The organism is Bacterioplanes sanyensis, assembly GCF_002237535.1.
GTDB classification, from domain to species: domain Bacteria; phylum Pseudomonadota; class Gammaproteobacteria; order Pseudomonadales; family Oceanobacteraceae; genus Bacterioplanes; species Bacterioplanes sanyensis_A.
Genome location: NZ_CP022530.1, coordinates 4,126,878 through 4,139,584 on the forward strand (window position 1 = coordinate 4,126,878; position 12,707 = coordinate 4,139,584).

General features: G+C 52.2%; 12 protein-coding genes and 1 tRNA gene. 5 read left to right on the plus strand and 8 right to left on the minus strand.

What is annotated here, in order from left to right:
- Positions 1-223 precede the first annotated feature (223 nt).
- The 6 genes from CHH28_RS18950 to CHH28_RS18975 all read right to left on the minus strand — a co-directional run bounded on the left by CHH28_RS18950 (position 224) and on the right by CHH28_RS18975 (position 7,622).
- The gene (locus CHH28_RS18950; RefSeq protein ID WP_094061782.1) at positions 224-3,913 is read right to left on the minus strand and encodes a flagellar hook-basal body complex protein; all 3,690 of its coding nucleotides are present in this window, start codon (positions 3,911-3,913) and stop codon (positions 224-226) included.
- A 20-nt stretch (positions 3,914-3,933) separates the two neighbouring features.
- On the minus strand, positions 3,934-4,725 hold the full coding sequence (locus CHH28_RS18955; RefSeq protein WP_094061783.1) for a flagellar hook assembly protein FlgD: 792 nt from the start codon (positions 4,723-4,725) through the stop codon (positions 3,934-3,936).
- A gap of 10 nt (positions 4,726-4,735) precedes the next feature.
- Positions 4,736-5,182, minus strand: coding sequence for a flagellar basal body rod protein FlgC (gene flgC, locus CHH28_RS18960; RefSeq protein ID WP_094061784.1), 447 nt, complete (start codon positions 5,180-5,182; stop codon positions 4,736-4,738).
- A 2-nt stretch (positions 5,183-5,184) separates the two neighbouring features.
- Complete coding sequence (flgB, locus tag CHH28_RS18965) at positions 5,185-5,583, minus strand: flagellar basal body rod protein FlgB (RefSeq protein WP_094061785.1); 399 nt, start codon at positions 5,581-5,583, stop codon at positions 5,185-5,187.
- Positions 5,584-5,863: 280 nt separating this feature from the next.
- A complete protein-coding gene (locus tag CHH28_RS18970) occupies positions 5,864-6,685 on the minus strand; it encodes a CheR family methyltransferase (protein ID WP_094061786.1) in 822 nt (273 codons plus the stop codon).
- 16 nt (positions 6,686-6,701) lie between these two features.
- Positions 6,702-7,622, minus strand: a complete 921-nt coding sequence (locus CHH28_RS18975; protein WP_094062149.1) for a chemotaxis protein CheV — start codon at positions 7,620-7,622, stop codon at positions 6,702-6,704.
- 128 nt (positions 7,623-7,750) lie between these two features.
- Between CHH28_RS18975 and flgA the strand changes: the two genes are divergently transcribed.
- The 5 genes from flgA (at position 7,751) to CHH28_RS19000 (ending at position 10,187) form a co-directional block, all read left to right on the plus strand.
- Complete coding sequence (gene flgA / locus CHH28_RS18980) at positions 7,751-8,440, plus strand: flagellar basal body P-ring formation chaperone FlgA (RefSeq protein ID WP_157730008.1); 690 nt, start codon at positions 7,751-7,753, stop codon at positions 8,438-8,440.
- Between the two features lie 63 nt (positions 8,441-8,503).
- Positions 8,504-8,836 carry a flagellar biosynthesis anti-sigma factor FlgM gene (gene flgM / locus CHH28_RS18985; protein WP_233243666.1) on the plus strand — a complete coding sequence of 111 codons (333 nt, stop codon included), beginning with the start codon at positions 8,504-8,506 and terminating at the stop codon, positions 8,834-8,836.
- Between the two features lie 13 nt (positions 8,837-8,849).
- Positions 8,850-9,320, plus strand: a complete 471-nt coding sequence (gene flgN, locus CHH28_RS18990; protein ID WP_094061788.1) for a flagellar export chaperone FlgN — start codon at positions 8,850-8,852, stop codon at positions 9,318-9,320.
- 17 nt (positions 9,321-9,337) lie between these two features.
- Complete coding sequence (locus CHH28_RS18995) at positions 9,338-10,075, plus strand: flagellar brake protein (RefSeq protein ID WP_094061789.1); 738 nt, start codon at positions 9,338-9,340, stop codon at positions 10,073-10,075.
- Between the two features lie 36 nt (positions 10,076-10,111).
- Positions 10,112-10,187, plus strand: a tRNA-Arg gene (locus tag CHH28_RS19000).
- A gap of 279 nt (positions 10,188-10,466) precedes the next feature.
- On the opposite strand, the gene CHH28_RS19005 is transcribed toward CHH28_RS19000, so the two are convergent.
- On the minus strand, positions 10,467-11,651 hold the full coding sequence (locus CHH28_RS19005; RefSeq protein WP_199243948.1) for a hypothetical protein: 1,185 nt from the start codon (positions 11,649-11,651) through the stop codon (positions 10,467-10,469).
- 67 nt (positions 11,652-11,718) lie between these two features.
- On the minus strand, positions 11,719-12,684 hold the full coding sequence (locus CHH28_RS19010; RefSeq protein ID WP_233243667.1) for an NADP-dependent oxidoreductase: 966 nt from the start codon (positions 12,682-12,684) through the stop codon (positions 11,719-11,721).
- Positions 12,685-12,707: the final 23 nt, after the last annotated feature.

Genomic DNA, 12,707 nt, shown 5'->3' on the forward strand with positions numbered 1-12,707 from the left:
CGTTACAACAGTTAGAGGATACAAAGCACAGCCCATGCCAAGTAACTTAGCAGTTTAAAATCAACAACTTAGAAAGGAGATAGGCATTTTTTTGACGAATATCGACAGCTGGCGGCAGCACCACTCCCTTGCACAGGAGAAGGCTTGCCGCCAGCGTCAAGGTGAGTGCCGTTTCCGGCGCTCACCTCTGTTTAGATACTGAGTGGCTTAGATATTTAGGGGGTTAGATGTTGAGAATGGTCTGCGTTACCTGGTCGGTGGTTTCGATGGTTTTAGCGCTGGCCTGGAAGTTACGCTGCGCGATAATTAAACCCACCAGCTCTTCGGACAGATCGACGTTGGAGTCTTCCAATGCCGATGAGCGTATCTGACCAAAGGCGCCGGTACGCGGTTGGCCCACCGTTGGGTTGCCCGATTCGAACGACTCACCCCAACCGGTATCCCCCAGTGGCGTCAACCCTTCAGGGTTGCGGAAGCTGGCCAGTGCCACCTGCCCTAGCGTTTGCGCCTGGCCGTTGGTAAAGCGGGCAAAAATAATCCCATCCTGATCAATTTCAAGACCAGTTAAGCGGCCCGTGCCGTAACCGTTTTGGTTAATATCATTGGTCGCAAAGGCGCCGCCGTGCTGCGTTGTACCGGTTAAATCGATCTGAAAGTTTGAATTCACTGGTGGATCCGCCAGCGGCAAACCACCTTCCAACACGTTAGTGGATGATAAGGCACCGGTTGGGTTGCCTTCAGAATCCACCGGGTCCCAGTTAGTAATAAACATGTCACCAGTGGCCTGAGTGTCTAATGTACCGTCCTGATTAAAGAACAACTCAAACCTAGCCCGGCTGGGCTCTAAGTTTTGCGGGAACGGTAAAGTTGGATCAGGGTCGCCCACCTCTTGTCCATCGATCAATACATACATGGCCCAAATATTTTGCTCGTTTGGACGGGTTGGGTCCAAAGGCTCGCGCACAAAATACTTTGTCATAATGTGCGGCACACCCAGGCTGTCGTAAATCGTGGTTGAGTTGGCGTAATTATAAGTTTCCTGATCGTTTGGATCGAAGGCATTGAGGGTGTAGGGGGTGAACTCGTCTTCGGTTAATGCACCAAAAATACCCGACACCGCAGGCTGAGGCTGTGACAGGGTATAACCTTCATTGAAGATGAACGATACCGAACCACCCACGGCTGCCGCTCTGTCGGCGGTCGCCGTACCACCGAGAACAACCGGACCTGTGTTTTCTGCACCCTGCACCACCAAGGAGTCGGTCGTGACTGGGCTGGTCATTTCAATTTTAATATCACGGCCGATTTGGTTATTAATCACCAAATCGCCCAACTCATTCAAACTGGCGGAAAACCCTGGCAAAGTGGTGCTTCTGAAAGAGTTAATCTCATCCGCCATTTCCTGCAAGGTGGCCGACGTCAATGTTTGGCCATTGACTGACAAGCGAACTTGTCCAGTCGGACTGTTAAAACTGTTCAGTGGAATGGTCATTTGCGTCGATGCCGACGCTGTCACCCCAGGCTGTTGATTAAACAGAGAAGCAATAGCATTGGCTTCACTGTTTTCCGGAATCACAATTTCGGTTTCATTGCCTTCAGGATCGGTCAGTACCACCCGCTGCTCTGGGTATTCGTTATTAACGCCTTCGATCCCGGTGGTTAATAAGGCGGGATTGTCTTCATCAATCTGCAATACGCCGTACAACTGATCGATGGTGACGTCCTGCCCATTGGCGATGAAATCGGAGATAGAAATAATGGACGCTTCACCCGATTCGGTGGCTATAAACTGCAGTTGGAACTGCGGTGGTACCACACGAGGCTCCACTTCCACCGCCTGCGCCTGCACGCCAATGTAAGCATTAGCATCCTGACTATTTAATTGGCGGTTAATACTGGCCGCCAATTGTTGTACCGAGCGGTATTCTTCATCCAAAGACACCACCACGGTACCACTGCGCCCGTCAGGGTCTGGCGCCGGTACGGTGAGTGAAATACGGAAGGAGTTGGAACGGTCTATGGTATCTGTACCCAAGAATACCGCCGGGTTATCGAGTTGTAAGGCCTCTAACGAATCCTGGCCTTGTGTACCGGGCAACGTCGGGTTAGCAGACAGTGAGACCGAGTAACCCGCTCCCACGTCGGTATTGGTGAATACCAACTGACCGCCAACAGCTTGAACTGTTACCCTTCCTGCTAGGCCACTGGCACCGGTATTAACATCAATTTGCGCCTGAATCGCTGCGGCCAAATCGTTTAATGTGGCGTAATTTCCGGGCGTAATGGTGATGTTGTAGGCGTTGGAGTCATCCGCAGGTGTTGGACCCAATACCTGAAGACGAAAGGTGTTGTTCGGCAGAATATCAGCCGTACCAGTATCGCTACGGTTAGCCGGAGCAAACCCGATGGTGGACAAGTCAAAGTTAGTGCTCGGCCCTGGCACCAGCACCAAGCTGTCGCCATTGTCTGGCGTACTGGCGGTAAAGGTCATGGGATGGCCTGCACTTACTGAGACCAAGCCATTTAATGCACCACCGGCAATTTCGGTGTTTATAAACGCCCGAATTTCTTCCATGGTGACGTTGGCAATATCAACGGCGGGAATTGAGCTGTCTAAGGTAATGGTTTGCGTGGTGGTAGTACCAGCCAGGTCCGTGACTTCCATATCAAAGACAATGGTATTGCCACCAAGGGCAGAAAAATCACCAATCACCGTGGTACCGTTGTTGACGGTTGAGGCCACTTGAGCATGATCACCGGCTTGGAAGTCCGTAATGGTCAGTGGCGGTGTTGCCGTGGTTCTGGTGGTCGTTGAGGTGCCAGGAATGCTGCGGAAATCGGCAGTGATCGGGCTAGAGCCGGTAAACAACTGCTGTCCAGCCGTCCCTGCCACGGCAGTACCTGTGGTCGGATCACCAAACAAGGTATTCCAGTTACCCGTTGGCGTGGTCACCGACAGCCCTAAACCATTGGTCGCATCAAAACCAACACGCTCGATCACCAGGTTGGTGGGACTAACCAAAGGGTTGGTGAGCGGTGACTGGTTGGTCGTGACATTAAATTCATTATTGCCGAACAACGCATCAATTTCAGACTGCAAGGCGTTCAGCACGTTTTGCAAATGTTCCGTTGGGTTAGCGCCGACAGTAATAACACCCGCTGCCACGTTGACGACTTGTGGCCCGGTGCCATCCAGCGGATCAATGGTCACGCCAAACGGACCCGGGTCTGCCGGCGTCGTAATTGCCGCCACTGTGGTTAAGTCCACCGGGTGAGTCAATGTCGCTCGCGTACCAGCCGTCAACGGCTGCCCTGCGGTATTTAATACGGTTTGTGTGTCTTCAATAATGCCTGCATCAGGAGCCCCAATCGCAAGGCCATTGGTCGTCAATTGCTGACCTTGTTCTTGCAATATTGGCGAAGAGGCATTGAGGTTATAAATGGCTGATACCAGTGACGTTAAACGCGGCGGCTGGTTCGCGACCTGAATACGAATATCATCCAATACGCCGTTGACCACGCCATTTTCATTGGCGGCATAGCCTTGCAAACGCGCACCACTATTAGCGATGACCCAACCGTCTTTATCCAGCGAAAAAATACCAGAGCGGGTGTAAGAGACCGAGCCCTTGTCATCCAGTACAAAAAAACCATTGCCATCAATGGCCATATCCAGCGCATTTTCAGTGCCACTGATATTTCCCTGACTGAATTCCTGGCGCACATTATCGACCACCACCCCGCTGCCCACCGGTTTGGTGCCCGTGCCTAAAATCGTTGTGGTATAAACGTCGGCAAACTCTGTACGCGATTCCTTAAAGCCAACAGTACTGGCGTTAGCGACATTGTTACCCGTTACTTCAAGATCCGTTGAAGCAGCCCGAATTCCACTTAAACCTATATTAAATGCCATAGTGACCTCTCTGCTGCCGCTTATGCGTCCAGAATCTGTTTAACTTCGTCCATAGTGGCGCGCTGGCCACCGGTCAGGTTGAGTGTGACTTGCCCACTCGGAGCCATGGTGACGCTGTCCACTCTCGAACTCATTTCCATACTGATTTCTTCAGTTTTTCCACCAATCGATGCGTTAAGCTTAAATTTGTACTCACCGGGTGGATAAGCCACCGGAATCGGATTGCCGTTGTTATCTAAAACCAGATCGCCGTTTTCATCTTTCTGGAAAACCTGTCGGTTTAACTGGCTGTGGTCGATGTCTGCGACCTCACCATCGACCATCAGGTTGTAACCATCCCAACGCACCGACATGGCGCCAGCACCGTGATTACCCAGCGGAATTTGCTCCAACAGCTCGCCCGATTTGCCCTGAATTTGTAGACGAATGTCCGTAGCCGATGCCGGAATATCGGTAAAGCCACTGACCACGCCGCCGCCCAATAGCAGCCCGGTATCATTGCCGTCGACAATCACAGACTGCCCCACCAAACTCGATGCCTGCAGCGCCGATGCTGAATTTAATTGGCTCATCATCGCTTCTGCGGTGGTGTTCAGGTTATCGATACCCTCAACACTGGAGAACTGCGCCAGCTGCGCGACAAAAGCTTGGTTGTCGGTGGGCTCCAGCGGATTCTGATTATTCAGCTGCGCCACCATCAACTCTAAAAAGGCGTTTTTACCGAGCTCATTCGATTTCGGCTCGTCTTTGTTTTTGGTATCTGAACGATACTGATCCAACGCCTGATTGTTACCAATTTCGTTTATGGACATGACGCTCTCCTTACTGACCCAAGCTCAAGGTGCGTTGCAGCATTTGCTTGGCGGTCTTCATCACTTCGACATTCATCTGATAACTGCGTGATGAGGACATCATGTCCGTCATCTCTTCCACCACGTTTACGTTGGGGTAATACACATAGCCGTCTTCATTGGCCATTGGGTGATCTGGTTGAAACTTGGGTTTCAGCGGCGCGTCTTTTTCAACAATGTCGAGCACTTGTACGCCCACACCGGTTTGACCTTCCAAGCGCTGAAACTGGCCACGCTCGTTGACCGAGGTAAATTCCTGCTGCATTACCGCAAACCAGGGTTTGCGCGCGCGATAGGTTTCTTCCACCGAACTGGAGGCACTTTCGGCATTGGCAATGTTGCTGGCGGTAGTGTTCAGACGAATCGACTGAGCATTCATGCCAGAACCGGCGATATCAAAGACATTACTCAGCGACATGATTATTCTCCCCGCAGCGCGTTGCGCATGCCCTTAAACTTACTATTTAAAAATTCGAAACTGGCGTTGTAGCTCATGGCATTGCGTGCATAAATCGCCTGCTCAACCTGCGTTTCAACGGTATTGCCGTCGATGGCGGGTTGGTTCGGTAAGCGATACAGCAGGGAGTCATCACCGCGACTGTTGCCAGCGATATGACCTTGCTGAGTGACTTGCAACGACAGCGACGATTCCTTCTGACTCTCGGCTGCCAAGATGGCGCGAAAGTTGATGTCACGAGCTTTGAATCCGGGGGTGTCAGCATTGGCCATATTGTTAGCCAGCACTTCTGCACGCTTGGCTCGCACCAACAGAGCGTTGTCGTGTATGCCTAAGCCGTTGTTAAAGTTGATTGCACCCATGGTCAGCTCCTCGCTGTCTACACCCGGCTCGGACGGTCTGCCGGACTACTCAGACAGAACACAGCAAAGGCCGTACCAATCATCTCGAATATCTTTAAACAGGTGTGGAAGCCGCATGCTCTCTGGCTTTGGCAGAGTTTTTGAGCGACTAACCAAGAACGATGACGGTCTTGAAGAAAGGGTCACCGGCAAGGCTTTACCGAGCAGCGGCAATGCCCAAAACGAAAAAGCAGCCTAGAGGCTGCTTCAGTAAAAACAGGTGGCGAATATGGCAGGAGGCTTATTTTGCTCGGTAGACGATGCCAGGGTGGCACTGAACCATTTCGTAGCAATCGCTCAGATTGTTCATCGCCTCAGATGCCCCCAGCATCAGGTACCCGCCTGGATTTAGGCAGGAGCGCATGCGGCGCAGGATGTCAGTCTTGAGTTCAGGGGAGAAGTAGATCAACACATTGCGGCAAAAAATAATGTCAAACTTGCCCAACAGTGCAAAGCTTTGCTGCAGGTTTTGCAGTCGAAATTCCACCCGACTTTTGACCACATCGTTGATCTGCCAGCTCTCGTTATCGCCCGGCTTAAAATACGTTTTCAGATACTGCTCACTCATACCACGGCGAATTGCCAACTGCTGATATTGACCACGGCGAGCATCCGCCAGAGCCGACGGTGAGATATCTGTCGCTAAAATGCGCTCGCCGTTCATCAGCTTGCCGGGGTTACGGCGTTTAAACTCTTCTATTTCAATACTCAGCGAATACGGCTCTTGCCCAGTCGAGCAAGCAGACGACCAAATACGTACTGGCTTGCGGTTCTGCACCAACTCTGGCAACAGCTTTTCGCGGAAAATCCGATAGGGGTGGTCATCACGAAACCAGAGAGTTTCGTTGGTAGTCATGGCATCGATGACCGATTCTTGCAGCGTTCGATTGCGCGCACAAGCGTCCAGCAGCTCAGCGATGTTTTTCAGCGATTCTCTTTCCGTTAGCCTGCGCAATCGACTGGTGACCAGGTACTCCTTGCCCTCGCCCAACATAATGCCGCTGCTGCTTTCTAACATTTGCCGGAAACGTCGGTATTCTTCCGGTGTTATCGATAAAGTCATTCGCTGTCAGTACCTATCAGCTTTCCAATTGTTTTACGACGCGTTCCGCCAACACATCTGGGTCGAACTTGGCGATGAAATCATCTGCGCCGACTTTTTCAACCATGGCTTTGTTGAACACGCCACTCAAAGAAGAGTGTAGAACCACGAAAAATCCGTTCATGCGCGAATCGGCCCGCACTCTGGTGGTCAGGGTATAGCCGTCCATTTCCGGCATTTCAATGTCGGAAATAAGCATAATGTAATGGTCTTGCAGACGTTCGCCATTTTCCACAATGCCGTGCATATGCTCCCAGCATTGCCTGCCGTCGTTCAGCTGCACCACTTCAACGCCGATATGCTCGAGGCAGCGACTGATCTGCTTACGTGCGATTTTGGAGTCGTCCACAATCAGCACTTTTTTCTGCCGCGCCACTTCTTGCACGCTTTCGCTGATCAAACCTTCGCGCACATCTTCGTTAATCGGTGATACCTCAGCAAGGATTTTCTCCACGTCGATGATTTCAACCAAGTGGTCATCCACTTCGGTCACCGCCGTGAGATAGTGATCACGGCCTGTGCCTTCTGGTGGTGGATGAATCTCCTCCCAGTTCATATTGATGATGCGATCAACACCGGCGACCAAAAATCCCTGCGTCTGCCCATTGTACTCAGTAATGATGGTAAAGCTGTTTTCGAGGTTACTCAGCGGCTGGTTACCCGTCGCCATGCTCATGTCCATGATTGGCGTTGTGCCAGAGCGTAAATGCGCCACCCCACGAATCACCGGATGGCTGCCCGGCAATACCGTCAATTTCGGGCACTGCAGCACTTCCTTTACTTTAAAAACATTGATTCCGTAAACCTGTGAACCATTAACCCGAAACAACAGCAGCTCCAGCCGGTTCTCACCGACCAGCTGCGTTCGCTGGTTAACAGTATCCAGTACGCCAGCCATACACTGCTCCTGTAATAAACCGGCACGACCTTTGCTCATCCATATCAACAATGTCGATGTGACAAAAAACCGCCGGGAACATGACACTCTTAAGATTGCATTACCAGAGCATAGCCGAAGCAAGGACGATGAGTGGAATTATTCTGATTATTTCCCTGCTCACCTGCCTGCTCAGCCCTCAGGCACGCGCACAAAGCGACAGAGACTGGCGCCAGCACATTGAGCAGCAGCTGTTGCAGCAATGGCGTCAGCAAACGGGGATTCGCGATGACGCCAGCATCAGCTTTATCGGCATCAGCCATCAGTATCAGCTGCCACAGTGTCAGCTGCCTCTGACCATCGACGCTTTGCGCCCACCGTTGGCTGGCAGAAATAACATCGCCATTCGCTGTGACGCTCCCTACTGGGTTCAGAACATGGCTATCCAGCTGCATCACATGACCAATATGGTGACGCTCAAACGCCCACTGGCGAGCGATCAAGTGATTACTAACAAAGATGTACGTTTAGCGCGCTTGGATGCGGGTGAGCAAACCAAAGGCTACTACGCCGCTATAGAACAAGTCCTAGGGCAGAAAGCCAAGCGCAGCTTAAGGCCAGGTACGGTGCTGTCCGAGGACATGCTGTCATTGCCGGACCTTATCCAGCGCCGACAGCGGGTGACCATCCAAGTCGACCGGCCCGGAATCCGGGTAGAAATGCCAGGCGAGGCGCTGTCTAGCGGGCACTTAGGAGAGAGCATCCGAGTGCGTAACTTGCAATCCCGCAGAATCGTAGAGGCCACCGTGGTGGAAGCGGGGCTAGTTCAAGTGCGATGAATCAGCAAAAAAACTTTAAAGTTCCAAAACTCAATGCCGATAACTACCATGCAGGAGTGTATCATGGGTAACTGGTTCGGAGATCTGAACATGAACATCAACAAATTCACCGGTGGGCTTGATCCCAATGCCCGCACGCGGACTGACCAGGTGGCTGACAAGCCTAGCCAGACTCAGGCGCCGCAAAAAGAGCAATCCGCCAGCTACGCCGATCAGGTAAAGCTGAGCGCGAGTAGCAAAAGCATCCAGCAGATCGAAGCAGAGATTCGCGACATGCCGGAGGTGGACGACGCCACGGTAGAGCGGATTCGCAGTGCATTGAGCAACGGCGAATATAAGATCGACTATGAGAGACTGGCAGGAAAAATGCTTGATTTTGACGAGCGTTTAAACTGACCGGGATACCCCCATGTCTCTGAACATAGAGCCCTTTGCCCGATACCTGCACACAGAGCTTGAGCTCACCACTGCCCTGCACCAACTGTTGGTCCAGGAACTGGACGTATTAAAGCAGCAGCAGCTGGAAGAGCTAAAAGCGCTACAGCCTCAAAAGCAGCAACTACTCCAAGACATCCAAGCCTGCGCTGAGCAGCGCCTGGGCTGGATGACTGAACACCAGTTGCCACATTCTCCGGATTGCCTTGAGCACCCAGACATAGTCAATAGCGGCGAGATCCAGCCACTGTGGCAGCAACTTGCCAGCCAATACGACGCCAATCGTCATCTGTCCGAGACGCTGTCAGACTTAGTCCTAAAGGCCCGTTACCGCACCCAGCAAAAGCTGCAAATTTTGCGTGGCGGTAATAATGATCCACACTTATATAATGAACATGGAAAAACCAAAGGTGTGAACAGCGGTCAGGGCTACGTACAAGCCTAACCCACAGGCTTAGGATCATGACGGACGAGAATCAGGAATACACACTGACAGAACCAGAGGATGTCTACGGCGCGCTACGTAAGATTGTCCTGATGGAAGCACCAGTAACCGTGCGCATTGATGGCAGCGAGACGGAGTACCACTCCGCCATCACGGACACCGACTTTAAAAGCCGCTCCTTCTTTCTTGATCAAGTCATCCCGCGCGATGGCAACGATCATATCCGCGCCGGCAAACGCTTCAGCGTTGAGTGCGATGCGCGTGGCATTCGCATTGAGTTTCGCGCTACCGGTCGGCTCAAGTACCAACCCAGCAAAGAGCGCTATCGCATTGAGTTGCCAGAACAAGTGCTGTACTTGCAACGTCGCACAGCCTACCGCGTGATGGTACCACCAGCACACGACATACTGGTTAAAGTGCGCATGAACGACGATGAAGGCGACCTGCTTGGCAACATGATCGACCTCTCCTCCAGCGGCTTCAAAGCTGTCTTCAAAGGCCATGTCAAAAAACGCATGGACGAACAGCGCGACTTTCCCATCGTGCGTATCCGCTTTAATCGCGAACACACCATGGATTGCAGCTTAGAAGCTCGCCATGTGGTCATTGACGAAAACGGCAATACTCAATGCGGCTTTGCTTTCACCATGCTCTCCGCCACCGCACAGCGTTATGTCGATCGCCTTATTACCGAGTTTCAATGGGAAGAGCGACGCATGATTGAGATGGAAAAAGAGGCGCTCGACGACGAGTGACAGCCTCACTAACAGCCGTTACAATCCGTCGCCTGCCTCCCTATAGCTCAACTGGATAGAGCCACCGCCTCCTAAGCGGTAGATCGGGGTTCGAGTCCCTGTGGGGAGGCCAGTATTTTTCCTTTAAAATCAGTAATTTAGCGTTAGATTGCTACTAATTTTCGGACATATCAACACTATAAAAAGGCCTAAAAGCCTCCGTAAATACCCTCATAGATGTCAAAAGCATGTCAAATTTTGGCAGCCTTGAGGTGCCTCTGAGAGGCCACCCCCTGCAATAGTCCAGCAAAAGCTCACATGGTTTTCGAAGCCTATTTAAAAGGCATTCTAGGCCTCTAATTTCTAACCTTACCGAACGCACTTCCTTGTGCACTCTGCAGTTCAGACACTATTAACCTTCGTGGTTGGATTCCAGCCCCGCGATTGCATGGGTCAGCATGGCGCGTATTTGATCGACCACCGCCTGTGCTGTTTCGCCGTCGTAACCGCGAATGGCCGGGGTATGAATATGGCCGGTGGGTACATCAATGCCGAGTTGTTGGCCCAGTAAAATACTGCGGTAGCTGATTTCGTTGGATAAATAGCCGCCTCCTGAGCCAGCAACCGATGTTTGGCCGCTCAAACTGGCCAAACTGTCTGCTAACAAGGCGCCTTTTTCAACCGTTTCTACCTGCCGGTTGTCGTTAATTTTCCAGCGTCCTTCGGCTTTTTGCATGGCAGCGACGGGCAGCGAAAATTCAACGAACTGCGGGCCAGATAAATCCTGATCGTATAATTTAGGCGGGATGGGATTCTGCTGCTCGGCTCCGGTGTAAATGTTGCGATTACCCGGCGCCTTGGCACTGCGATTTAAACCGGGAAAGCGCTCCAGGTCAAAATCCTCACGTCCCATAGAAATGGTGACGATCATATCCACCGACTGGCGCTGCAAATACGGGGTTAGCAGTGATTCGATCATACCCTGATCAAAGTCCGCAAAACGCACTGGAATCATCGCCGCTTCGATCTCGGCCGTGCGGCCATTCAAGCTCAGTACCTGGCCATCCAGCGACAAGGCCGCCAGCCCCGAGGGGTTGGCCTGATGCAAATACCGATCAAGAAAAAACGGATCAAAGCCGGTGATTAAAATACGGACATCGGCATTTTGGTCAAACTGAATATCGTTGATTCCACGCGACGCCAGCTCTAACGGTGCTAAGTCCTTCTCGGTAAGAGCTGCGGCATTTTTTAACTCGCGGCGCAGCCATAAACGTGTCCAATACAAAGGCCGGTCGTCTGGCTGCCCAGCTTGCACCTGTGTTACAGCTTTGCGCCACAACTGTTGACCCGCTTTGGTTAGCTTCGCTTGGCTATTGGTAGCAGTGCGTAATTGCTTGAGCTGGTGTTGAGCGCTGTCCTGCAATGGTGACAACAGCTCTGGTAATTGCTGCTCCACCTTAGCGATGCGTTGTTCTTCTGGGTCTAACGAAGCGGCGTGCAGGTTTATGCTCAGTGCTGCTAATAAAGCCAATACTCGCATGGGGATCTTCTGTGCCAATAAAAGCGCAAAGCCTATCACACTCTGTCGTTTGGCCATGGATAAAACCACCACAAGGCGCGGCCTCGTGGTGGTATTGCGTCTGCGTTACTGGCTGATTCCTGAATTAGTCGGCAGTCATGTCGATGACGATCTTGCCCACAGCAAGCTGTGCTTCGCTGCGCTGGATGGCGTCATTAATGCGGCGCAGTGAATACACGCTGTCGAGATGAACCTGAATATCGCCCTGATCGATCAACTCGCCAATACGTGCTAAGTCGCTGCCGCTGGGCTGCACCCACATGCGACTGAAATGAACATCGTGCTGGGCGACAAATTCTGCTTCCACATCGTCCAGCGTCGACACCACATGGCCACAGCTTTTGACCACTTTAAAAGCGCGTTTGACCAAGTCTCCACCGCTGCTGATGACAAATACCAGGTCGACTTCTTTTACCACTTCGGCAAAGTCGGTGGTTTTGTAATCGATGAATTCATCCGCGCCCAAGCTTTTCACATAAGCTGCATTTTTGCCCGAGGCGCTGGCGATCACCTGCGCGCCTAACGATTTGGCGATTTGCACAGCAAAGCCACCCACACCGCCCGAGGCGCCCAAAATCAGCACGCTTTGTCCGGCGGACAACTGCCCGTCCTGCACCAACCCTTGCCATGCTGTGACTGCGGCCAAGGGCACACCAGCACTTTCCAGCGCGGTCAGGCTGCGCGGCTTTGGCGCCACCAAGCTGGCATCGACGCTGATAAAGCCAGCATAACTGCCCTGGCGATCGATGGGCGCAAACACAAACACCTCATCGCCGATGGCGTGCTGACTGACTTGCTCGCCTTTAGCCACCACAGTGCCCGCGGCGTCCCAGCCCAAAATCAGTGGCAAGGTGTGGGCACCGGTATCGGCAATCATGCCGTTGCGAATATGGAAATCGACCGGGTTTACGCCTGCAGCCTTCACTTCGATCAGTACTTCATTTGCCGCTGGCTTGGGCGTTGGCAATTGACCGATAACCAGTGGCTGCTGTTGGCCGTAGCCTTCAATGTAAGCGGCGATCATGGTGTTTTCAGTGTTGTTAGTGCTCATCTCAATATCCTTCAGGGTTTGCT